This window comes from Paraburkholderia sp. GAS42 (genome assembly GCF_050436565.1).
GTDB lineage: Bacteria > Pseudomonadota > Gammaproteobacteria > Burkholderiales > Burkholderiaceae > Paraburkholderia.
On sequence record NZ_JBNDML010000006.1, the window covers coordinates 17,215 to 41,390 of the forward strand.

Here is a 24,176-nt window from a genome sequence, read left to right on the forward strand (position 1 = left end):
CGGTGAGGCACCACTTCTGTGCGGTGCGCCGTTGTGGCACATTCATGGAGACGCCCGACTCGTCGACGGGGAGGCCGGATTTTGACAATCCGAAAGCCTCTCTGACTGCGCGCCCTTTCGATGCGTTCGACCTCGACAGCATGCCTGTTGTTGGGATCGGCGTGCAAAGTCTCTGGTAGCTACGTGCCGCGCGCCCCGTTCGTTTCACTCGTGATTGCCAATGAGGAAAATCATGGACACACCGACACACCCTGTCGTCAATATCGCCGACGTGGAACTGTTGCCTCGGCCACCCGGGTTCGCGCCGACCGGCGCAGCCGCTGAACGGTATGACGCGAAGGTGGGCTTCATCGGACCACGCATCGGCGCGAAGCAACTTGGCTACAACATCACCGCGATCTCGCCGGGCAAGCGGGCCTTCCCTTTTCACAACCATCTTGCGAACGAAGAGATGTTCTTCGTACTCGCGGGTACGGGCGAGATTCGCATCGGGGACCGCACGTTTCCCATCACGCCGGGCGATGTGATCGCCTGCCCTGCTGGTGGAAAGGACACAGCGCACCAGATCGTCAATACCGGCCCTGACGAACTGCGCTATCTCGCTGTGAGCACGCGGGTGTCACCTGAGATTGCCGAGTACCCGGATGCGGGCAGCTTTGGTGTGCTGGCCGAACGACCGTCTGGATCGGACGGGCAGCCCGGCATGCTGATGTTCATCGGGCGTGAAGGGGAAGGCCTTGGGTACTGGGAGAATACGTGAGGGGGTTTGCGTCGGGAAAGTGATAGAGCGACTGAAGACGCCAACTCTGCAAGGCACTGGCACCGTTGCTGCGGAGCGATCGGCAGGTCGTCGCCTACCTGAAGCGCCGGGCGTATTGTGCGTGAAAGCTCAAACTGGGTCTCCGCAAAGCATGCGCTATCCAACGCTGAATGGCGACTCGTTCATCCGGTCTGGACTAGCCTCGGATGAACGATTGACACAGCCTGCCGTTATGCAGCGACGGAGCCTGCAACATGCGCGCCGGAACCACGCGATGCGTGCTCTGAAGCAACGCCACGCATGCGCGAAGCGGCAGCACTGTGCTGCCGGCCTGACATTGCTGCAGCCACCCCATCAAGCCGAAACACCGCCACCGCATCGCGCAGCACATCCGCCTGCCCTTCAAGCGATTTCGCCGCAGCCGCCGCTTCTTCAACCAGCGCTGCGTTGTGCTGCGTGACTTCGTCGATCTGCGTGATCGCCTTGTTGACCTGATCGATGCCGTCGCTCTGTTCGAGCGCAGCGGCTTCGATTTCGCTCATGATGCCCGTCACGCGGCCGACCGAGTCCATCGCTTCCTGCATCGTGCGACGCGCCTCGGCAACCAGCGATGCGCCTTCCTGCACTTTCGACGCCGAATCGCCGATCAGTTCCTTGATCTCCTTCGCCGCCGTGCCCGAGCGCTGCGCGAGGCTACGCACTTCCGACGCGACGACCGCGAAGCCACGTCCCTGCTCTCCCGCGCGCGCTGCTTCGACTGCAGCGTTGAGCGCGAGAATGTTCGTCTGGAATGCGATGCCTTCGATCATGCCGATGATCTCCGTCACCTTGCGCGACGAATCGGAGATGCCGTCCATCGTTTGCGTCACGCGGGCGACGACGTTGCCGCCGCGCGTGACCGTTTCCAGCGCGCCCTGCGCGAGACGGCTCGCCTGCTTTGCGTTGTCGGTGTTCTGCTTGACCGTCGCCGACAGCTCTTCCATGCTCGCCGCCGTCTGCTGAAGCGCCGCGGCCTGCTGCTCCGTGCGGGCCGACAGATCGGCATTGCCCGACGCGATCTCGTTCGCGCCCAGCGTGATCGCGCTTGTGCTGCCACGCACTTTCGATACCGTGTCGACGAGACCGTCGCGCATCTGCGTCAGCGCCGACAGCAACTGGCCCATTTCATTGCGCGACTTCGAAGCGACCGAAATCGTCAGATCGCCGGCCGCGATGCTGCGGAAATGCGCGATCGTCTGATTGACCGGGCGGATCAGCGCCACCGACAAACCGACGCGCGCCAGCAGTGCAATCACGATGGCAATCGCGCCGATGCCGCCGAACAGAAACGTCGCCATCGTGACGCGCTGCGCGGAGGCGCCGGCTGCGCGCTCCTGCTCGACGGCCTGCACGCGTTCGAGCGATGCGATCGCTTTCGCGTAGGCCGCGTAGTACGTGTTGGCCGTTTCGCCCTGGATCGTGCGGAACGTGTTGAAGTCGTAATCGGTGAGCGCCTTGAATTCCGGTTCGATCGCCTTGTCGACGAGCGCGCTGCGCGCCGCGTCGACGGCCTGCGCCTGCTGCTTTTCGTCTTCGCTGGCAAACGGGCCGCTGGCGTAGCTGCGGAAGTCGCGCGTCGATTCTTCGAGGACCTTGTGGGCGGCCGGGATCAGGTCGTCGGTTTGCTTGCCGACGCTGAAGAGTGTTTCGTAGCTGCCGAGCGCCAGCCGCGCCTGCAGCAGCTTCTCCGAACTCGCCTTCAGGTGCGACAGTGCGGCCGCACTGCGCTGGGCTTCCTCGAGCCCACTGTTCGTGAGCTTGAGCGCGGCATAACCGACGCCGATCACGGTCAGCAGGAAAGCGACGAAAACGCTGATAACCAGCGTCAGTCCACCGCGGATGGTGATGTTGTTTAGCATTGTTTCTCCGGAACTTCGGGGTCGAGCGGCAGCTGGCGCGTTGTCGGATGGTTCGAAACCCGCGCCATCTGTGCATTAACGGCATGCTTCGGCGCAGGCTTGATTGGGGGAATCCATGACAGACATGGCCTTTTCGGGCAGTTGCCGACCCTTTAGATCACTATTTGGGATGTAACGGACTATCCTGAGCAGGCGGCGTGCGATCCCGCTTTCGCTGGATGTCGTGTGTTTCGTTTGTATAATTCGGCGTCTTCGCTCAGGTCACTTTCATGCTCAGTTTCGCGCTCGGCTTTCTCGTTTCACTGCTGGTCACGCTGTTGATCGTGCGCTACGCGCATCTGCATGAAAAATTCTCCACGGACACCGATCTCGCCGGCGTGCAGAAATTCCACGCGCGCCCCGTGCCGCGTATTGGCGGGACGGGGATTCTGCTTGGGCTGATTGTTTCTGCGTTGCAGTTGCATCGCGCGTATCCGGCCGTTTCGGGCGGGATTCTGGGGCTTGTGGCGTGTGGAATGCCGGCGTTTGTTTCAGGGATGGTCGAGGACGTCACCAAGCGCGTGTCGCCGCTGGTTCGCCTGATTTGCACGATGGCCGCCGCGGCGCTCGCGTTTTTTCTGCTCGATATTGGCGTGACGCGGATCAGCGTGCCGCCGCTCGATTTTCTGCTGTCTTACGCAGTGATTTCGTGTGCTGTCACTGTGCTCGCGGTGGCAGCGCTGGCCAATGCGATCAATATCATCGACGGTTTCAACGGACTCGCTTCGATGGTCGCGTTCATGATGTTCGCCTCGATGGCGTATGTCGCGTTTCAGGTTTCGGATCCGGTGGTGCTGTCCGCCTCGCTCATCATGATGGGCGCGGTGATGGGATTCTTTATCTGGAATTTTCCCGCGGGTTTGATTTTTCTCGGCGATGGCGGGGCTTATTTTATTGGGTTCATGCTGGCTGAGCTTTCTATCATGTTGGTCATGCGCAATCGCGATGTGTCGGCTTGGTATCCGGTTTTGCTGTTTATGTATCCGATCTTCGAGACGTGTTTCTCGATCTATAGAAAGAAGTTTATTCGCGGGATGTCGCCTGGGATTCCCGATGGCGTGCACCTGCATATGCTCGTTTATAAGCGGTTGATGCGGTGGGCTGTGGGGGTGAGGACTGCGAGGGAGTTGACCAGGCGGAATTCTTTAACGTCGCCTTATTTGTGGCTTCTCTGTTTGGTCGCTGTGATCCCCGCTACGCTATTCTGGCGGCATACGGTGCATCTGTTTTGCTTTGTTGTTGTGTTTGCCGCGACGTATGTGTGGCTTTATGTGAGCATCGTGCGGTTCAAGTCGCCGCGGTGGTTGGTGGTGAGGAAGAAAACTCGCTGAAATTTAGCTTGGCGAGCAACAATTCGCGTTCGATTGCGATCGCAGCAAACATACGGTCGTTTGCATAAATCCAGATCGGCCGCTCGCATTCGAAGGCCGCAGGGTCATCGCGGATCGCTCTGCCCGGTTCAATGAAAAGAACAGGATGTGCAGCGATGTCAGAGTGCACCCCGCAATCTCAACTAGAAAGGTTTTATATGTGCGGCATTGTCGGCGCGGTTGCGCAACGTAACATCGTCCCGGTTCTGATCGAAGGACTGCGACGCCTCGAATATCGCGGCTACGATTCCTGTGGCGTCGCCGTGCTGGCGGGCGGTGAGCCGCATCGCGCGCGCAGCGTGGCGCGCGTCGCCGATCTCGACGCGCAGGTGCGCGAGACGCATCTTGAAGGCGTCACGGGCATCGCGCACACGCGCTGGGCGACGCATGGCGCGCCCGTCACGAACAACGCGCATCCGATCTTCTCGCGCAACGCGCTGGCGCTCGTGCACAACGGCATCATCGAGAACTACGAGTCGCTGCGTGAAACGCTGCGCGGCAAGGGCTATGAGTTCGTCTCGCAGACCGACACCGAAGTGATCGCGCATCTGATCCACAGCCTGTATCGCGGCGATCTGTTCGCAGCGGTGCGCGAAGCCGTGCAGCAGTTGCATGGCGCTTACGCGATCGCGGTCGAGCACAAGGACCAGCCGAACACGGTGGTCGGCGCGCGTCAGGGCTCGCCGCTTGTCGTCGGTCTCGGCGATGGCGAGAACTTCCTCGCTTCCGATGCACTCGCGCTTGCCGGCAGCACCGAACGCTTCATCTTCCTCGAAGAAGGCGATGTCTGCGAACTGACGCTCGAACGCGTGCGGATCGCCGATCGCGACGGCAACGACGTGCAGCGTGAAGTGCGCACGGTCGCGGCATATGGCGGCGCGGTCGAACTCGGACCGTATCGTCACTTCATGCAGAAGGAAATTTTTGAGCAACCGCGCGCGATCAGCGACACGATTCCGCAAGCCGATTCATTCGATGCATCCCTGTTTGGCGAGGCCGCGGCCCGGGCGTTTGGCGAGATCGACAACCTGCTGATTCTTGCCTGCGGCACGAGCTACTACTCGGGGCTGACCGCGAAGTACTGGCTCGAATCGATTGCGAAGATTCCGACGCAGGTCGAGATTGCGAGCGAATATCGCTATCGCGATTCGGTGCCCAATCCGAAGTCGCTGGTGGTGGTGATCTCGCAGTCGGGTGAGACGGCCGATACATTGGCTGCGCTCAAGCATGCGCAGTCGCTCGGGCACAGGCACACGCTCTCCGTGTGCAACGTGGGCACGAGCGCGATGGTACGGCTCACCGAACTGTCATTCCTGACGCATGCAGGAACCGAGATTGGCGTGGCATCGACGAAGGCATTCACGACGCAGCTCGTCGCGCTGTTCGTGCTGGCCGCGACGCTCGGCAAATTGCGCGGGCACGTCGACGCTTCGCTCGAAGCAGAATACGTGCGCCAGTTGCGCCATCTGCCGGCTGCGCTTAACAGCGTGCTGGCGCTGGAACCGCAGATCATCGCGTGGTCGGAAGATTTTTCGCGCAAGGAAAATGCGTTGTTCCTCGGGCGCGGTCTGCATTACCCGATCGCACTGGAAGGCGCGCTGAAGCTCAAGGAGATCTCGTACATCCACGCCGAAGCGTATCCGGCGGGTGAACTCAAGCACGGGCCGCTTGCACTGGTCACTGAAGCGATGCCGGTCGTGACGGTCGCGCCGAACGATGCGTTGCTTGAGAAGCTCAAGTCGAACATGCAGGAAGTGCGCGCGCGTGGCGGTGAGCTGTATGTGTTCGCCGATGCCGATACGCGCATCGTCAGCGAAGATGGCCTTCACGTGATCCGCATGCCGGAGCACTATGGGTTGCTCTCGCCGATCCTGCATGTGGTGCCGCTGCAGTTGCTGGCGTATCACACGGCGTGTTCTCGTGAGACGGATGTGGATAAGCCGAGGAATCTGGCGAAGTCGGTAACAGTTGAGTAGAAGTAACTAAGCCAATGAAAAATGCCAAAAGTCGCTCTCATTCTGGGCGACCCCTGGCGCTGGCAGCCTGACAGCAGATCGAAGCGCAAGAACAATGGCGACGGAGCAAATAGGTCGTAAAGCTCTCCTGGTTTCGTGCTGCTGCTTAGGCCCGGCAGTGGAAAGCCCTCTGCGCGCGATGTGCTTCGAAGGTATCGTACGGAGCCACCGGGCAACCTTGGGGATAGTTGAGGATGATCCGGGCGTTGTCAAAAAAGCCGCCCCGCTGAGCGAGTGAGGACTTCAATCCTGATTTACTGAACCAGGACATGGTTGGCGTGTACAATTATTGACCGAAAAATCGCCGCAGGGCGTAGGTGCCACCGCGACGCAAGCTAATAGCTGCTCGCCCCCTAATTTAGGCACCTCTATCGTCGTAGGCGAGACAGGCGCTGCCTCGGCTGACCCTGAGTTCATATTGCGCCCAGCCAGAAGATACTCGATCGAGCGAAAACTGTATGTCTGAATCGCCGCCAAAGAAACAGGTAGATGGGCATCCGACCCAAGGAATTTCCGTTGTAGTTCCGGTGTATCGTTCCGCGCCAACGCTCGTGCCGTTGATCGAACGATTGACGCCAGTGCTCAAGAGCGCCGCAGAGCCCTACGAAGTGATTTTAGTGGAAGATGGCGGCCTGGACGGATCATGGCAAGTTATCGAAATGCTTGCCGAAAATGACGCGCATGTGCGAGGTATCCGACTTGGTCGTAACTACGGTCAACATAACGCGCTGCTATGCGGCATTCGTTTGGCCCGCTACTCCGTGATAGTGACACTGGACGACGATCTCCAACACCCGCCTGAGGAAATTCCGAAACTGCTGGAACGACTCAATGCCGGATTCGACGTTGTCTACGGCGCACCGGAACGTGAGCAGCACAGTTTCTGGCGCGACCGGGCATCGGTAATCACCAAGATAGCGCTACAAAGCACGATGGGTGTCGAGACCGCTCGCCACGTCAGCGCGTTTCGCGTGTTTCGCAGCGCGCTCCGCGATGCATTCTCTGCTTATCGAAGCCCTTTCGTCTCCATTGATGTGCTGCTGACATGGAGCACAACACGCTTCACGCACGTGACCGTTCGCCACGATCCGCGCGAGATCGGCGTATCTAACTATACCTTCCGGAAACTCTTCAACCATGCGATGAACATGGTGACCGGGTTCAGCACGGTACCTTTACAGATCGCCAGCCTCGTCGGCTTCGGGTTTACATTGCTCGGGGTCGGCTTATTCTGTTACGTCCTCGCGCGCTACTTCATCAATGGCACTAGCGTTCCGGGCTTCCCTTTTCTTGCGTCGATCATCGCAATCTTCTCTGGCGCACAATTGTTTGCCCTTGGCATGATCGGAGAATATCTGGCGCGTATGCATTTCCGGAGTATGGGGCGACCAGCATACGCAATAGCCCACGTGCTCGGAGATCCCGACGAGCACGGCACCGTCGACGTCGGGCAGGCATCATACAAGTGAAAAAGCTCACTTTGTTTTTGATGACGAAGAAGGGATACAGCCTGCTAGTCGACACGATCATCCGGTATCACTCCTTGTTCGAAGTCGTTGTCATTGGGCGCGATGCTGCACTCGACGACGACTACCGGGATGAAATCGTTGCGCTTTGCGATGAGCACCGCATTGCGTGGTGTGATCGTTCACCAGACCTCAGTATTCAAACTGAGTTTGCCATGGCAGTCTCGTGGCGCTGGCTGATAGACTTCCCACCGGATCGCCTGATTGTTTTTCACGACTCTCTACTGCCGCGTTATCGGGGATTCAACCCGCTGGTTTCGTGCTTGATTAATGGCGACTCCCAAATAGGCGTAACCGCCCTTCTCGGTGGCGAGCGTTACGACTCAGGTCCGATACTCGCGCAGTCGGCAACGAGCATCGAATATCCGTGCACGATTGCCAAGGCAATCGACGCCACCGCTAACAACTATCGCGAAGTTGCGATCTCTGTGCTTGAGCAGCTCGCCACCGGGCGCCCCCTTGTCGGCGTCCCTCAAGATGATACGGAGGCAAGCTTCAGCCTCTGGCGAGACGAGGAAGACTATCGGGTTCCGTGGGACCGACCGGCTGACTGGCTCGCACGCTTTATTGATGCAGTAGGGCCGCCTTATAAGGGGGCTCTTACATTTGTGAACGGCAGGCCGGCCCGAATCGTCGCCGCCCAGTGTCTTCCGGACGTCCGGATTGAAAACCGTCAGTCCGGAAAGGTGGTGTGGACGGATGGCGGGTATCCCGTAGTGGTCTGCGTCGATGGACTGTTACGCATCACCGGACTCGTCGACGACCAGTCCCGTGAGTCGCTGCTACCGCTCGAGCGGTTCCGTACTCGCTTCACTTGATTGAGCGACTCCAAAATGCGCACTGCTGACCAGCTTGTACGTTTCGCAATCGTCGGTGTTGCTTCGAACGCAGTCCTTTACATGCTCTATCTGGCAGCGACGGAGGCCGGGGTTGAGCACAAAGGCGCAATGACTGGCGTGTTTGCGTTGGGAATATTGCAAACGTTTCTTTTTAACAAGAACTGGTCCTTCAGGGATCGAAGCACCCGGGCTTCCACGTTCGTTCGCTACATGATTGCATATAGCGCTGCCTATGGGATTAACCTTGTAGCAATGCTAGTACTGGTAGATCGGTATCATTTTCCAGATCGCGGAGTGCAGGCGGTGATGATCATTGTCGTAGCGCTTTTTTTATTTGCGGCGCTACGGTTCTGGGTCTTCCCCGCGTCTCGCCGATCGTTTGCGGAACAAGAATGAAACTTTGTCCAACCTGCGGGAGCGCCACCATGGATGATGGATGGCACTGCCACACATGCGGCGTAGCAGCTCCCAAAATCGGGAGCTTCCTGTCTCTCTGTGCTGAAACGACAGCCAACAGGGGTGGCTTTCGCCCCGAGTACTTTGAGCGGCTTGCCGAGGTTGAAGAGCACAACTTCTGGTTCCGCGCACGCAATCGGTTAATCGCGTGGGCCGCCGCTCCTTACTTGAGGCCAGGGACACACTTCTGCGAAATCGGCTGCGGAACGGGTTTCGTTCTTTCCGGGCTCGCGAGAACATTTCCGACGGCACGGTTTTCTGCCACCGAGATTTACGCCGATGCGCTGACTTTTGCGTCCAGCCGCGTCCCCGCTGCGTCGCTATATCAAATGGATGCGCGCCGAATTCCGTTCGCTGACGAGTTCGACGTGGTGGGCGTTTTTGATGTGCTAGAACATATCGAAGAGGACGAACGTGTTCTTCTCGAAATTCATCGTGCACTCGTAGCGCAAGGCCGGCTAATCATTACCGTCCCGCAGCATCCGTTTATGTGGAGCCAGCAGGACGAACATGCCTGCCACGTACGTCGTTATCGTGCACAGGAAATTAGTCAGAAATTAGAAGCGGCGGGGTTCACAGTTAAGTTGACAACTTCATTCGTCAGTCTGCTATTTCCTTTAATGTATATGACCCGCCTCCGCCAACGCGTAAGCGATGCCGACTATGACATGACCGCCGACCTACGACTTGGACGACTCACCAATGGCGTACTGGAACGCACGATGGCGATCGAGGCCGCATTGATTCGGCAAGGTCTTCGCTTTCCGTTTGGCGGTTCTCTGCTCGTCGTCGCCCAAAAGAGAGATTGATCACTATGACACCCAGCGCCGTGTTCGCGATCCCATTCAACCGTCCCTTTATGACGGGCAAGGAAATATCGTACATCGCCGAAGCGCACGCGCTTGGCAACCTCGCAGGTGATGGCCCGTTCACTGACCGCTGCCAAACGTTGCTCCGCTCACACACCGGCGTAATGCAAGTGCTGCTCACCCACTCTTGTACCGCCGCACTTGAGATGGCCGCCCTTCTGCTCGAACTACAGCCCGGTGACGAAGTAATCATGCCGTCCTACACTTTCGTGTCGACGGCAAACGCGTTTGCACTACGCGGCGCAATCCCAGTCTTCGTTGACATCAGGCCAGACACGCTGAATATAGACGAGCAACTGGTCGAAGATGCGATTACCGCGCGGACTCGAGCGATCGTCGTTGTCCACTATGCCGGCGTCGCATGTGAGATGGACACCCTGCTCGCCTTGGCCAATCAGTATGGTCTTGTTGTGATCGAGGACGCCGCTCAGGGCGTGATGTCCTCATACAAAGGACGCGCACTGGGCGCATTGGGGCAACTCGGCGCGTACAGTTTCCACGAGACCAAGAACATCATCAGCGGTGAGGGAGGCGCATTGCTGGTAAACCGCGACGACTTCCGCCTTCAGGCCGAAATCATCCGGGAAAAAGGCACTGACAGGAGCCGGTTTTTCAGAGGTGAAGTGGACAAATACACATGGCAATCGATCGGATCTTCGTTTCTGCCTAGTGAACTCACTGCTGCGTTTCTCTGCGCACAACTGGAAGAGGCCGCAAACTTGACAGCGCGTCGCGTTGATCTCTGGAACAACTATCACGCGCTGCTGGTAAGACTCGAAGAGGCGGGCTTTTTGCGGCGCCCGATCATTCCGACCGGTTGCGTACACAACGGCCACATGTACTACGTGATCCTGGATCGGAAAGTCAGCCGACAACGCGTACTCCATTCACTAAAGACGGCCGGTATACATGCGGTGTTTCACTACGTCCCGCTGCACTCCGCACCGGCCGCGCAGAAACTTGGTCGCCAGCAGGGACAATTAAATGTGACGGATGATCTGGCAAGTCGTCTGGTGCGACTGCCCATGTGGATCGGGCTCACGAGCGAACAGCAAGGCCGCGTGGTCGATGCACTCTCGTCGGCTATCGCTGCAGAGGGTGCGTGATGATCTGGTCGCGGATAAGAACCCCGCTACGAGTGCTGATACTCGGGCTCTGTATCTGCGTCTTTGCTGCCTATCTTGTGCCTGAGTGGCGCGCACTTTCTGACGTGCACTCGTATTTCTACCAGAATGCATGGGATGAATATGTGTACATGTCATGGCAAGGCGCTTTGGGTGCACGACATATTCCTGGCTACTATCCACTCTATCTTGTCGTGGAGTTGCAAAAGCTTGGAATATCTGGATCGATCCAAAATCTTGCATTTGACACCCTGCTGCCGCCCCTGACAGCCTATTTCATATATCGCTCTCTTCGATTGTGTGGCATAGAGGCGCTTCGCGCATGTAGCTATTCGGTCATCATTTGTTTCGCATCGGTCTTGTTCAATGCGACCAATCCTCTCCTCACAACATTCCTCTCTAAACACGATCCAGCGGCCACGCTCATGGGTGGCTGGGAAGACTACCCGTCTATTCTCCGAACTCCGAGTCCCCAAACATCTTATCTGTTTATTGCGATGGCCTTGTTCGGTTTTCTCCGATATCGCAAGCCATGGATCCTTTTGACCCCGCTTCCACTGCTTTATTACTACACCGCCATTCCTTTCTGCTTTCTCGTCGCCGGAGGAGCAATCAGCGTACTGACGAGACCGATTCCGATGCAGCCTGTCGCAAGAATCGCGCTTTGCTCATTGATCGCGTTCATCTCAGCTGGCGTTGTTGCTGACGTTCTTTCGAATCACATGGGTCCATATGCGGCGGTACTCCACACAAGCGCAGCGACCTATTTCGAGAGTCACAAGTTTCAGATTCCAATTGTGGCGCTTGCTTGCGGCGGCATTTTTTTCTTCGTCAACGCAACGGGTATCGCGCGTAATCGTGCTCCTTGGACCCACTGGATGCTTTGGGTGTGTGCCGCGACGTTCGCGACGGGCAACCTCCAGCTGATCACCGGCACGATGATCTCTCAAAAAAACTACTACGACTATGGCGTGAGTATTCTGGGAGGCATGGCAATCGCACTGATTTTGGAGGTGATCGCGAGTGAGGTGGCAAATGCTGTGGCAACAATCATGGTGCTCGCTGTCGTTGCGTACTTTACGATGACCAGTCAGTTGCCTTGGTACCGTCTTTCGATTGATGTGACACGACAGGCGGCACCGGTCATCGAACCAGCGCGAAAAGATCCTCAGCACGCGGTAGTTACTGATTGGATGATCTCATCCATCGTTACGTACGGAACCGCAAAAATGATTGCTCCGCCGCTGTCATTTCAGAATGTCTACCCTTTCGTCGAGCGACAGTGTGATCTTAATGGGATGCTGGAGGACAGTGCACTGGCTTATGCAATGACACAGTTAGGGATACAAAGCGCTACGTTCAAAAGTCTCAGCGATATGCGGGAGCTAGCACGTCAATTCAGTGACATCACAAAGGCGCAACCGTACAAAAACCTAGAATATTGCCAACCGACACGCTACGAGCCGGCCGGCTTTCGATTACTATCTGTGGCTCCCTAAGCGGCTTCCTTTCTTCCGTCGCAACGCCCCCGCGACAATGTGACAGGATTGGCCCAGATGCAGGTTCGCCGCTGACTGAATAGAGCGAGTGATGTGTGAACGGACGGAAGCCGTTTCAGCACGCACGGGAATCGCGAGTTGCTTCATGTGGCGCCCTTTAACCTGGTTCGCTTCGGTCGGGCTGCGTTAAAATACAGCGCAGCAGCGATGTCACCCGCGTCCGTAGGTCTACCGGATCGATCGATAGCGCGAGCCATTGAGTTCAGCGCTATCGAAGTCTCGGGTTCAGTAGCGAGTGCTGACGCCGTATAAATACCACGTCGCAGGCCCAAGCCAATCATTGACCCTCGACGCTAAGCCCACAATTCCGATACCTTCACGCCCATTAGGACAGAGCGAGCCGTCTACGTTACCGGGTAAGATTTACGGCATCGCATCATGTTCCAGCGGGTATCGGGCCAGCAGGAATTTCCGCCTTTCGGCACGTTTTGCGACAAATCGCGGCGCAAACACGAGGTATCATCCGCCTGAAGGAATGAAACGATGGAATGTACATGAAAGAGTTAGCTGTAGTTGGAATTGGAATCCTTTCCTTCATGATGTGCGGCGCCGCAGCGCTCGTGTTCCGGTTGAACCTCCAGCGCGACGCGGTCTTCGCGTTTTTCGCTCTCCAGGCTTTCGCCTACCTTCTCGTGTCTCCCGCCCTGACCGTCTTGTTAGAGAGCGACAAGGTTACTGGGAACTATCCGTGGTTCTGGACATGGACACTCCTTCTCTACTTTCCCTTACTGTTCGCAAGTTACGGAGCGCTCGTTGCGCGCCTGCCGGGTATCGCAGGAATACAGCTGGCCTATAAGAGCCGGCGGAGTGTGGTGTTGTTCGGCGTGGTTTCCATATCTCTGCTTGCTCTGTATTACGCGCGCGCCCTGTCAGTCGGCTATTTCTTCCGGCGCATCGGGTCTGAGGAGGCTGCACAGCTGTTCGCCAGCCTTGGCTTCGGTGATTTGCTATTAATCAAGTTCCACGATATGGCTGCACCCGCGATTCTGCTACTCTCGGTAGTTGCCATTCGGGAACGTAATGCTCCGGGTTGGATGAAGATTGTGGGCCTCGTTTTCGCCGCGGATGTATTCACATTCGCTATTCTAAATTCCCGAATCACCCTGATAGCGATCTTCGTGTTCATTGGGATAATGATGCTGTGGACCGGCCTGCGACCGATGAGACTGTTCATGCGACTCGTAATCGTGTCCCCGCTGTTCATATATCTGATGATCGTCCTGATCAATTTCCGTTCCGGCTTCCTGGTAGGATCGACCGATTTCATCGCTGCGCTCAACCCGTTCATGGCTAGTCCAGGCCCGTCTCAAGCCACTAGCCACGAGTGGGTGGATCGCGTGAACTGCTTCGACCTAATCCAGATCATGAGTCCCGCCCTTGAGCAGCGAGGATTCCCGATGGGCGGAGCGTGGTACAGCCCATTCATCAGCCTGTTCGGTCCGTTAATTGGATCACCGGAGGCGTCGGCCCTGAAAGCCGCCGGAATGACAACGTCGAAAGCCTACATGATCAGCCACTACACTGATATGGCCGCAATCGACTACCAAAGCTGCGGGTTAACAGATGCCTATGGAAATCTCGGCCCAGGCGGATTCGCCGTGGCTGGCTTCGCAAATGGGATCGTCATGGGGATGGTTACGCGTGCCCTGATGACCGGCGGTCGTGGCTGGAAACTTCTGGCCGTTATCATCGCGGCCTACTACTTCATGCTCTTCGAGCAGGAATTCTTCAACTTCGCAATCGGCTGGATTCGCGTGGTCCCATGGGTGGTCATCCTGGGCGCTGTTATTCCAATTCGATACTTTGATATCGTCTATCGACCGATGGGAATGGCCCGGAAATCCGAGCCTGATTCCGAGCGGAGCCCAGGGGCGACGCCCGTTTAGTCAGGAACACAGAATAGAGACGTTTAAATATTGCAAGCGCTAAACGAATGAATCAGACTTCGGCAAACAAGAAAATCGCCTTTGCGAACGCGCTACGTGGAATTGCCAGCTTGTCTGTTCTGCTGGCCCATTATGTCGTGATGTTCAGCATAATAAAGGGTGCCGTCCAGGGATTTCCACCCGTACCCGGCAACACGTATCCGAGATGGCTTGTTCAACTGGCAATGGTCGCCCCCGACTTTGAAATCGGAGCATTCGGGGTTGCGCTGTTTTTCCTTGTCAGTGGTTTCGTTATCCCCAATTCCATCGCTAGCCTACCCGACTCGTTCCGAGGGCGGCTAGGTTTCGTCGTCGCTCGCATCTTCCGGATCTGGCCTACCTACCTCGTCGGATTCTGTGTCTCCATGTGTGCGCTATGCATCGCGGCAGTCCACTCGAATGCGCTAGCTTACATGCCGTATTGGCACATCACGCTGGAAAATGTCCTCATCCACGCGACGTTATTCCGGGACTGGTTCAATACGCCCATGCTGGACGGAATTGTCTGGACACTCGAAATAGAGATCAAGTTCTACCTGTTCGCCCTGCTGTTTTGGCGCGGTATTGCAAATGGTCGAGCATATGTCTTCGCCGCGATCGCAGTCGCAGCGCTACTGGCGATACCCTACAAGCCGATTGAGATGGTTGGCATGGAGGCGCCCGCGAACTTTCTGTTCGCGTTACGTTTCATTCTTTTTATGTTTATCGGAGTCGCCTTCAACTACCATTTGCGTGGTTTGCTCAACCTGAAGAAGATGTTTTTCTATGCGGCCGCCATGCTACTGATCTTCATCTATTGCTCCATCGAGGAGTCTGCAGAATCGAAGATGACCATCTCCTGTTGTGCGGCTTTTCTTGCATTTCTCGGGTTGTACCTTTTCAAAAGCGGATGGTCGGGTGGGCGGGTTTTCACTTTCCTGGCCGATATCAGCTACCCCATGTACGTATCGCATGCGGTGTTCGGGTACGTTGGAATGCGCTGGATGATCGAAATTGGATTCCCGGCCCTTATCGCCCTTTCCGTTCAGACCGCGGTCACTATTTCGCTGTCGTGGAGCATACATCGGATCATTGAGGCTCCCACGCACCGACTGGGGAAATCGCTGTCAAAGATAGTGGCAGGTAAGCCCAAGCAGTCCAGCGTCGCCCGCGACGCGATGATTTGATCGCCTTAACGCACAATGCTGGTTCCTTTTAGCTAACCGGCTATACGCGACTTCCTGAAAGCCAAATTTCAGCAGGAACTCAAACCGAAATCTCACGATTCCCGACATACAGGTGATCGCGAATCTCGGCCTCCGGCTTGAACCCGGAGACACATTCGCGCATGACCTCGATGATTGCATCATGGTCGTTGCGCTCGCATGCCACATCCAGCTTCGCGAGATACCGTTCAAGCTGAGCTCGCTCAATGTAGTGTTCGTTCGCCATCAGTATTTTCGGATGGCTGGTGCCCGCCACGTCCTCGCCAATCAGGAGTTCTTCGTAAAGCTTCTCTCCAGGACGAAGACCGGCAAAACGAATCTCGATATCGCCGGCAGGGTCGTTTTCATCACGCACCGAGAATCCGCTCAGATGGATCATCCTGCGCGCTAGGTCGATAATCCTCACCGGCTCGCCCATGTCCAGCACGAAGACTTCGCCGGTCGCGCCAATCGCACCCGCTTGGATCACCAACTGCGCGGCCTCCGGAATCGTCATGAAGTACCGGACAATGTCCGGATGCGTGACAGTCACCGGCCCACCCGCCGCGATCTGCTTGCGAAACAGCGGCACCACCGAACCCGAAGAACCCAGCACATTGCCGAAACGCACCATGCAGAAGCGGGTTTTCACTTCTGTGTCGTGCGCATAGGATTGCAGGACCAGTTCAGCGAAGCGCTTGCTCGCGCCCATCAGGTTAGTTGGCCGCACCGCCTTGTCGGTGGAAATCAGGACGAACGTTTCGACGTTGGCGTCGATTGCCGCCATGGCCGCGGACCGCGTGCCGAAGGTGTTGTTCCGGATACCCTCGGTCATATTAAATTCCACGATCGGCACATGCTTGTAGGCCGCGGCGTGGTACACCGTCTGCACGGCGTAACGCGACATGATATCGCGCAGGCGCGTCTCATTCTGGACCGACCCTAGCACCGGCACCAGTTCGATCGGTAAGCCCCGGCGCGCAATCAGTTGAAGGAGTTCCTGCTCGATGGAATACAGGCCGAATTCCGACTGTTCGTACAAAACGAGAATGCGAGGGCGCTGCTGGACGATCTGACGGCATAGTTCCGATCCAATCGAGCCTCCTCCGCCCGTCACCATGACGCATTTGCTCCGGATATTCGCATCGAGCAGAGCCTGATCCGGCGGAACGATGTCGCGACCCAACAGTTCGTCGACCTCGACTTCACGTACCTCCAACGTCTGTACGTCGCCGCCGACCAGGTCGGACATGCCCGGCATCACGCGCACCTCGATGCACAGCGGCTCCAGTTCCCGAATGATCTCGATGCGGCGGGCGCGGCTGACGGAAGGCAGCGCCAGTAGGATCACCTGCACGCCCCGTCGCACGACGATACGCGCCATCTGCTCGCGCGAATAAACCTTGAGCCCGAGGATCTGCAACCCCTGCACCGCAGGGCTGTCGTCCACGAACGCGACCGGCTGGTATTCGATGCCCGCGCGCAGCGCTACCGCTAGCTGGCGCCCTGCACTGCCCGCGCCGTAAATCGCAACCGGACGGCGCAACGGAAATCGTAGCCGCAAAAGACGCCCCAGCACGGCACGCGCAAGAAAGCGGCTCGCACCGACGTAGATGACTGCAAGCATCGCGTAAATGAGCACGGCTCCGCGCGGCACCAGAGGCTGCCCCAGCAGCGCGAGCAGCCCTTCGAAAAGCATTACAGCCATTGCGACCGCCGCGGTGATCATCAGCAGCACGCGATCTTCCATGTATCGCACGACGGCGCGGTACATGCCGAGACGAAGGAATATCGGAATGGTGACGAGCGGAGGCAACAGGTACACCCACCACGCGTGGATCTGCGGAAACGACCACATATCAAGCCGCAGCCCGATAGCCGTCCAGAGTGACAGCGGCAACAGGATCACATCCGCGACCAGCATCACGAGGCTTTTGACAGCCCGCGGCTGGTTGGCGATATAGCGAATCGCGCGATTAAACAGTTTCAATGCGAAACCCCGTCTCGGCGAACTACCTTGAGGAACGTGAGCACCAGAATCTTCAAGTCGAACGCAAACGACTGCTTCTGCATATACTCCGCGTCGAAATTGACCTTGACAGGAATCGGCAACTCGTCACGGCCGTTCACCTGGGCCCAGCCGGTCAGGCCGGGACGCAAATGATGCACACCGCGCTCGGTGCGCAACTCGATCAGGTCGTCCTGGTTGAACAGCGCGGGCCTCGGCCCGACGAAACTCATGTCACCCGACAGGATGCTCCAGAGTTGCGGCAACTCATCGAGACTGCTTTTACGCAGCATGCTACCGATAGGTGTCAGAAAACTGTTCGCGTCCGCAAGAAGGTGCGTGGCAACGGCAGGCGTGTTCACTAGCATCGAACGAAATTTCGGCATTCTGAATATCCTGTTCTCGCGGCCTACACGATCCGACCAGTACAGGACAGGGCCACGCGAGGTCATGCGCACCATCAGTGCAACGATCAGGATAGGCAGCAGCAGGATCGCCGATGCGATGAGCGCGAGCGAAAAATCAAAAATCCGTTTCATATGTCTTAACTTGTGACCCATGCCGACCGGATGTCCCGGTCATTGGGCAGTCTCCGCCAGGAAGTGATCCGCTGTTTCCTTCAGCGCCGTCTCCATTGTCACGACCGGCTTCCAGCCGAGCCTGCTGCGCGTCTTGCTGATATCGACCTGCAGCGATGCGCACAAACGCTGGCCGAGATCGCGCCGCCCAACAAGCGCCCCCGCCACTTCCAGCATCCGTGGCGGAACGGGCACCAGCCTTGCCGGGCGACCCAGCGCGTGGGCGAGCTTGCGCAATAACTCGGTGGTCGAAACGTCTTCGTCGTCCGACACGAGGAAGGCCTGGTTGGCCGCATCGGGATGCACGCAACACATACATAGCAGATCGACGAGATTATCCAGCGCCACCAGACTGCGACGGTTGGCCACCGCACCCAGCGGCAATGGCGCGCCGCGCACAAGCCACCGCATCATGCCGCGGAAATTCGCCTGCACCCGCGGACCGTAAACGAGCGGTGGACGGACGAACACCACTTCCAGCCCCGTGCGCGCCGCCAGCGCTCGCAGCCCCACTTCGGCTTCCAGTTTGGAGATCCCGTAGGGATCGGTAGGTTGCGGGATCGCATCCGCTTCGAACGGCTGGCCGAGCGCGGTCTGTTCGCCGTTGACCTTGATCGAGCTCACGAACACGAAGCGCGACACGCCAGCAGCAACGGCCTGCCGCGCCAGTTCCAGGGTTCCTTCCGTGTTGGCCTGGCGAAATGCCTCGAGCGGATCCGCGCTCGTATCGCGCATGATGTGAACGCGCGCCGCCGCGTGAACGACGACATCGCTGCCGCGCAGGACGTCTGCCCAGTCGGCGCCTGTCGCGAGGTCGGGGCTGCACATCCAGCCGGCGTTCCCGATATCGTCCGGACGGCCCCGTGACGCCGCGCGCACCGGTACGTTCCGGCGCGACAGTTCGCGACATACCGCGCTGCCGACGAAGCCACTTGCGCCCGTCACCACGGTCATCATCAAACGTCCCCTTGTCGCATTGCGACCTGTTTTAGCACGTGAGCAAAGTCCTCCATAATGTTCGCACGTTTGAACTTCTCCGTGAACAACCGGCGATCCACCTGACCAGGTGATAACCCCCGCAACGCGATTTCTGCCGCATCGACGTCGCAAGGCGGAAACACGGCGGCACCGTTGACTTCCGTTTCAATGAACTCGCGCGCGTAACCGTCAACGCCCGCGAGCACTGGCTTGCCAAGCGCAGCATACTCGAAGACCTTGGACGGCAGGACCTTGAGAAAGGCCTCGTACGCGTTCAGATGCAGGAACAGGACGTCGGCGGACTCATAGAGATCGATCAGTTGCGCACGCGAGACCGGCGCGGAGATCGTTACGTTGTCGACGCCACTTTCTGCGAGCGCGGCCTCCAGCGCCGCGCGCCGGCCACCGTCGCCCACCACCAGAAATTCGAACTGATCGGCGCAACGTTTCGCCAACCCGGGCAAAATCCGGTGCAAACCCTGGCCTTCGCCGATATTGCCCGCATACAGTACCTGCCTGCGCCTGCGCGCCGGCTGGGCATCCCCGGCGGGCGTCGTGTGCAGGAAGGCGTCGTCGATACCGTTGGTAAAGCAGTCGTACGGCTTGTCTGGAAACCGCTCGCGGAAATACGGCAGGAAGCCCGCCGAGACTAGGTTGATGCGGTCAGCCCGATTGAATGTGAAACGCTCGATCAGGCGAAACACCGGCAGGCCGAAGCTGCTGATACGGCCCGGCAGTACATCTTTGATCGTGTCCACGAAAATGTCGCGGATATCCAGATACAGCATGCTGCGCGTGCGGCGTGCAATCGTCGCGCCAAGGAACGCGGTGAACAGACGCGATGAAGTCGCGTACACCACGTCGTATCCCTGCCCGCGCACGATCGCGCGCACCGCCTTGAAGTAGGCGAAAAATGCCTTGGCCTGGTCGACCATGCCGCTCTTGTGCGACGGAAGCGGAATGCGCCGCACGCTGACTTTGCCGTGGACTTCCTCGGCGGGCACGGTCTGGTTGAACGACGCGTACCGGTTAGGTTGCGTCGTCAGGACCTCGATGGTCGCGTCGGAGGGCAAGACCTTCACCAGCGCGTCGACGAGTGCGGCCGTGCGGAATGAACCGGCTGACAGGTCCGGTGTGAAGTAAAAGCTGAGGATCAGTATCTTCAAGGTATGTCCGATGACCAGTTCATGACCGTGACGAGGGTGGCAGCCTGGAACGGTACAACGATGCGGGTGGACGGCACCGACTCGCCAAAGCGCGGATGCCAGGTACTGGCCGACAGCGTTGGTGCGCCCCCTTCGAAGCGAAAGCTAACCGTGCCGCCGTCCATCAGTTCAAGCTGAACGGTGCCAGCGACAAGCGTCGCGCGTACATCAGGATGCAGATGAAAGTACGCGACGGCGTCGCCTGAGGGTTCGCTCAGCGTGTCGGTGATCCGCAGCGCGTGCGGCACGGCGAGCCATTCGCGACGATGGACGGGACGACCGGCAAGACGCCGGTAGCCGGTGTGCGCACAGCCGAGACGAACTTCCGAGACCGTATTGGCGAACGTCAACCTGGTGGGATAGGCGCGTCGGGCGACGCGAAATCCGGCCCAGACCTCGGACGAGTTCTCCCCGCCGATCACCACCGTGTTATGCGCAGCCGTACCCCGCTGACGCTGGCGCTCGGCATCGTCGCCATACTGCGATGTGCCCGAGTTCACCAGCACGCGCTGTGCCCGCAGGGACCATTCGAAACTCAGCGTGTCCGCGTGCGCGTGTCCGGGCAGATAGTCCGGCCCCACCCTCGCGACATCGATAAAGGCTTCGGCGTCGGGCCAGTCGATCCGCGCGTATCCGCTACTTTCCATGCGGGTGAGCCGGACGTAATCGCCGGCCGGTCGTGCCACGGCAGGCGGCGCAAAACCCAGTCGCGCGGCGTAGCCGTAGACCTGTTCCGGTGAAGGCGCGATACCAAAGGCGGCGTCGTTGAAAAAACTAATCTCACCATCCGCATGGCACATGGTGGCGAGCCACGCGAGGCCACGCGCCACGTACTCGCGCCAGACCGGCTCCCGGCTTTTCAGCGCCCCGTGGCCGCTGCAACGGGCGAGTTCCAGCAACTCGATCAAGTCCCAGAGCAAGGTGGCGTGATACATCGGGCTGAGCTCGAAGTGCGCGCCGTCGGCCAGAAACTGCTCGGGAATCTCCCGGTCGAAAATGGCAACGCCCTTCTCTACCCAGCTCTTCGCAAGATCTCCGGAAAAATACGTTCCCGCGAACACGAGCGCCTTGGCATTCGCGAACAGGTGATTGCCGAGCAGGTGATATTCCAGTCGTTGCTGCAGCACGCTGACCTGCAGCGCGAGGCTGTCCAGCCACCCCGGTTGCGGGTCCGGATGTGTCGACAGCCACTTGATCCAGTTCACGATGCGCAGCGAAAGCGTGTATGGCTCCCACCCGTTGCCCGAAGACGCGGGATTGTCGGTTACCCAACGCGTCACCCAGTGCTCATGTTGCGCGGCGCGGGTCTCTGCATCAACGGCATCGAGGTCGTCGAAATAGTGCAGGTTGTACAGCCACAGCTTCGACCACGCCGTGTGGTTCCAGTCCGATGCGCGCTCGACGCGGTGCGACTCTCCAAGGAACGTCCACGTATCGTCGGCTGCCAGCGTGGCCGCCTTGTAGCGCGTGCCCGTCCACGGATGCGACCAAGCCGTCACCGGGGGAGCTGCCACAGGCGTCGCATCGACCTTGCGAAACCGTGCGGCGATACGGAATACGATCTGCTCCCAGCGCAAATAGCGCAACGTGTGAAATAGCAGAAGTTTTGACGTCATTTCGGAAAGGTCAGGATATCAACGAATCCGCCGCCAGTAGACAGACCGGCGGCGTTCGCGGCTACAGCGAATCACGCGCTCAGGCAGCCTGCGTGGCCAGGTCGACCGACAACCTTGCTACCTCGATCAACTCTTCGAACGGAATCGGAGCAGGCTTGCCCTCCTTGATCGCGCCCAGGAATGCCGTGGCGCACGCGTCCTGGCCCTTGTCCTGCTTCCACAGCTTGATGCGCCGCATAGGCCAGTCGAAGCCCTGCAGCGAACGATAGTTGTCGAGCTGAAGCACGCCGTCGTTTGCAAAGACTTCCAGGCGCTCTTTCGGGAACGCCTTGCCGCCGTTCGCCAGATAGTGAACGGTGCCGATCGACCCATCCTCGAACGTCAGGTTGATGACGGCCTTGTCGCTCTTGATCCCGGCTTCATCGCCGCCGCCGATATGACGGATCGACGCATCGTCGATCTTCGCACCGGTCAGGTATCGCAGCAGGTCCACGAAATGGCAGGCCTCGCCGATGATGCGGCCGCCGCCAACTGCCGTGTCCTGCGTCCAGTGATCGGCCGGGATAGCGCCGGCATTGACGGTGTAGATGAACACTTTCGGCACATGAACTGCGTCTAGCAGTTGCTTCATGCGCTGCACAAGCGGCGAGAAGCGCCGGTTGAATCCGACCATCAGCAGTGGCGCCCCGTTGGCGCGCGTCTCACGGTAGGCGTGCTCGATGTCGTCGATCTCCGCGTGCGTCAGCGCAAGCGGCTTTTCGACGAACACATGTTTGCCCGCACGCAGCGCTTCGACGGTAAAGCGGCTGTGCGTGTCGTGCCGGGTCGCGATCACGACCGTATTGATATCGGCGGCCTGCAGAACGCCAGAGCGATCGGTTGCCGCGCTGCGAAAACCCAGCTTCTTGCCGTGATGAACGCCGCTTACGCCGGCGCTCGTCACGATGGTGTCAAACACCGCACCACCCCGCGCAAACGCGGGAAGTAGCACACGCGACGCGTAGTTGCCCGCACCGATCACGCCGAGTACTGGCGATTTCGGGTCCGCCTGCACTTGAGGTGCCGCGCCGAGTGCAACCTTGCCGACCCTCAAGGTCGATTCCGGCGTGTGCGGATATTGCAGGACGATACCGAGCGCGCTGCGGTCGTCGGAGAGCACGCGATAGGCTTCGACCGCTTGCTCCAGCGCGTAACGATGCGACACCAGCGGCGCCACATCGAGCCGCCCTGACTGCATCATAGCCAGCACGGCCTCGAAGTTCCGTTGCTCGGTCCAGCGAACAAAACCCAGCGGATAGTCCTGACCGCCCTGCTCATAGACAGAATCGTAGCGACCCGGGCCGTAGGAACAGGACACCTGGAAGCTCAGTTCCTTCTCATAGAACTCAGAGCGATTCAGTTCCAGCCCGGTCACACCGACCAGCACGATACGTCCGCGCTTGCGGCACATCTGTGCCGCCTGGCTGACGGGCTCGCTCGACTTGGTCGACGCGGTGATCAACACGCCGTCGACACCGCGCCCCTGCGAGAATGCCATCGCCACCGCGACTGGATCTTCGCCGTTCGCCGGGTTGCATGTCTGTGCGCCAAACTGGCGTGCCAGAGCGAGCTTGCTCTCGTCGAAGTCGATACCGAGCACCTGACATCCGTGTGCGCGAAGTAGTTGCACGGTCGCGAGGCCAATCAGGCCGAGGCCAGTCACCACCACGTATTCGCCCAGCGTCGGCTGGATCAGACGGATGCCTTGCAGCCCGATCGAGGCGAGTACGGTGAACGCAGCAGCTTCGCTGGCTACCTCGGCGGGCACCTTCGCGCAAAGATTCTTTGGCACGCGGACTAGGTCCGCATGCGGACCATTCGACGCCACGCGATCGCCGACTGCAAAACCGCTGACGCCCGCACCGACTTCCAGCACGACGCCCACGTTGCAGTAACCCAGAGGCAACGGCTGGTCAAGCTTGCTCCTGACGGCGTCGATGGTTGTCATCAAGCCTTCGGTCTTGACCTTGTCCAGCACCATCTTGACCTTCTCCGGCTGCTGGCGCGCCTTGTCGATCATCGACGCCTTGCCGAAGTCCACCAGCATCCGTTCCGTGCCTGCCGAAATCAGACTGTGCGTGGTGCCGATCAGAAGCGTCCCGGGCAACACTCGAGGTGCGGGCGCCTCAACCAGAGACGTCTCGCCATTACCCATGTTTTGGAGAATTTGTTTCATTGATCTTGCAGG

The 24,176-nt window shown here is 58.8% G+C and carries 18 protein-coding genes; 11 read left to right on the plus strand and 7 right to left on the minus strand.

The features are described 5' to 3' along the window. Positions 1–232: 232 nt before the first annotated feature. A complete protein-coding gene (locus P3T16_RS11060; protein WP_429342306.1) occupies positions 233–760 on the plus strand; it encodes a cupin domain-containing protein in 528 nt (175 codons plus the stop codon). Positions 761–990: 230 nt separating this feature from the next. On the opposite strand, the gene P3T16_RS11065 is transcribed toward P3T16_RS11060, so the two are convergent. Continuing rightward, on the minus strand, positions 991–2,658 hold the full coding sequence (locus P3T16_RS11065) for a methyl-accepting chemotaxis protein (RefSeq protein WP_429342307.1): 1,668 nt from the start codon (positions 2,656–2,658) through the stop codon (positions 991–993). Between the two features lie 269 nt (positions 2,659–2,927). Between P3T16_RS11065 and P3T16_RS11070 the strand changes: the two genes are divergently transcribed. From P3T16_RS11070 to P3T16_RS11115, 10 genes are all read left to right on the plus strand, one after another. Beyond that, positions 2,928–4,028, plus strand: coding sequence for an MraY family glycosyltransferase (locus tag P3T16_RS11070; protein ID WP_429342308.1), 1,101 nt, complete (start codon positions 2,928–2,930; stop codon positions 4,026–4,028). Positions 4,029–4,225: 197 nt separating this feature from the next. Further along, positions 4,226–6,043 (plus strand): glutamine--fructose-6-phosphate transaminase (isomerizing), encoded by a 1,818-nt coding sequence (gene glmS / locus P3T16_RS11075; RefSeq protein ID WP_429342309.1) that lies wholly within the window; start codon positions 4,226–4,228, stop codon positions 6,041–6,043. Positions 6,044–6,540: 497 nt separating this feature from the next. Beyond that, positions 6,541–7,551, plus strand: coding sequence for a glycosyltransferase family 2 protein (locus P3T16_RS11080; protein WP_429342310.1), 1,011 nt, complete (start codon positions 6,541–6,543; stop codon positions 7,549–7,551). After that, positions 7,548–8,426, plus strand: a complete 879-nt coding sequence (locus P3T16_RS11085; protein WP_429342311.1) for a methionyl-tRNA formyltransferase — start codon at positions 7,548–7,550, stop codon at positions 8,424–8,426. Before P3T16_RS11080 ends, P3T16_RS11085 begins: the two co-directional genes overlap by 4 nt. A 15-nt stretch (positions 8,427–8,441) precedes the next feature. Next, the gene (locus P3T16_RS11090) at positions 8,442–8,843 is read left to right on the plus strand and encodes a GtrA family protein (protein WP_429342312.1); all 402 of its coding nucleotides are present in this window, start codon (positions 8,442–8,444) and stop codon (positions 8,841–8,843) included. Positions 8,844–8,872: 29 nt separating this feature from the next. Further along, positions 8,873–9,712: a class I SAM-dependent methyltransferase gene (locus tag P3T16_RS11095; RefSeq protein WP_429342313.1), complete on the plus strand. Its 840-nt coding sequence runs from the start codon at positions 8,873–8,875 to the stop codon at positions 9,710–9,712. Positions 9,713–9,717: 5 nt separating this feature from the next. Further along, entirely contained in the window at positions 9,718–10,878 is a 1,161-nt protein-coding gene (rffA, locus tag P3T16_RS11100; protein ID WP_429342314.1) for a dTDP-4-amino-4,6-dideoxygalactose transaminase, read from the plus strand. Continuing rightward, positions 10,875–12,395, plus strand: coding sequence for a hypothetical protein (locus P3T16_RS11105; protein WP_429342315.1), 1,521 nt, complete (start codon positions 10,875–10,877; stop codon positions 12,393–12,395). The genes rffA and P3T16_RS11105 overlap by 4 nt, the downstream gene beginning before the upstream one ends. A 554-nt stretch (positions 12,396–12,949) precedes the next feature. Further along, the gene (locus P3T16_RS11110) at positions 12,950–14,341 is read left to right on the plus strand and encodes a hypothetical protein (RefSeq protein ID WP_429342316.1); all 1,392 of its coding nucleotides are present in this window, start codon (positions 12,950–12,952) and stop codon (positions 14,339–14,341) included. Positions 14,342–14,388: 47 nt separating this feature from the next. After that, on the plus strand, positions 14,389–15,546 hold the full coding sequence (locus tag P3T16_RS11115; RefSeq protein WP_429342317.1) for an acyltransferase family protein: 1,158 nt from the start codon (positions 14,389–14,391) through the stop codon (positions 15,544–15,546). Positions 15,547–15,625: 79 nt separating this feature from the next. On the opposite strand, the gene P3T16_RS11120 is transcribed toward P3T16_RS11115, so the two are convergent. The 6 genes from P3T16_RS11120 to P3T16_RS11145 form a co-directional block, all read right to left on the minus strand. Next, a complete protein-coding gene (locus tag P3T16_RS11120; protein ID WP_429342318.1) occupies positions 15,626–17,554 on the minus strand; it encodes a polysaccharide biosynthesis protein in 1,929 nt (642 codons plus the stop codon). Further along, positions 17,551–18,111 (minus strand): sugar transferase, encoded by a 561-nt coding sequence (locus tag P3T16_RS11125; protein ID WP_429342319.1) that lies wholly within the window; start codon positions 18,109–18,111, stop codon positions 17,551–17,553. The genes P3T16_RS11120 and P3T16_RS11125 overlap by 4 nt, the downstream gene beginning before the upstream one ends. A gap of 39 nt (positions 18,112–18,150) precedes the next feature. Further along, positions 18,151–19,107, minus strand: a complete 957-nt coding sequence (locus tag P3T16_RS11130; protein ID WP_429342320.1) for a UDP-glucose 4-epimerase family protein — start codon at positions 19,105–19,107, stop codon at positions 18,151–18,153. Next, a complete protein-coding gene (locus P3T16_RS11135) occupies positions 19,107–20,294 on the minus strand; it encodes a glycosyltransferase family 4 protein (protein ID WP_429342321.1) in 1,188 nt (395 codons plus the stop codon). Before P3T16_RS11135 ends, P3T16_RS11130 begins: the two co-directional genes overlap by 1 nt. Then, the gene (locus tag P3T16_RS11140; RefSeq protein WP_429342322.1) at positions 20,291–21,949 is read right to left on the minus strand and encodes a heparinase II/III family protein; all 1,659 of its coding nucleotides are present in this window, start codon (positions 21,947–21,949) and stop codon (positions 20,291–20,293) included. Before P3T16_RS11140 ends, P3T16_RS11135 begins: the two co-directional genes overlap by 4 nt. A 79-nt stretch (positions 21,950–22,028) precedes the next feature. Further along, positions 22,029–24,164 (minus strand): bi-domain-containing oxidoreductase, encoded by a 2,136-nt coding sequence (locus tag P3T16_RS11145; RefSeq protein WP_429342323.1) that lies wholly within the window; start codon positions 24,162–24,164, stop codon positions 22,029–22,031. Positions 24,165–24,176: the final 12 nt, after the last annotated feature.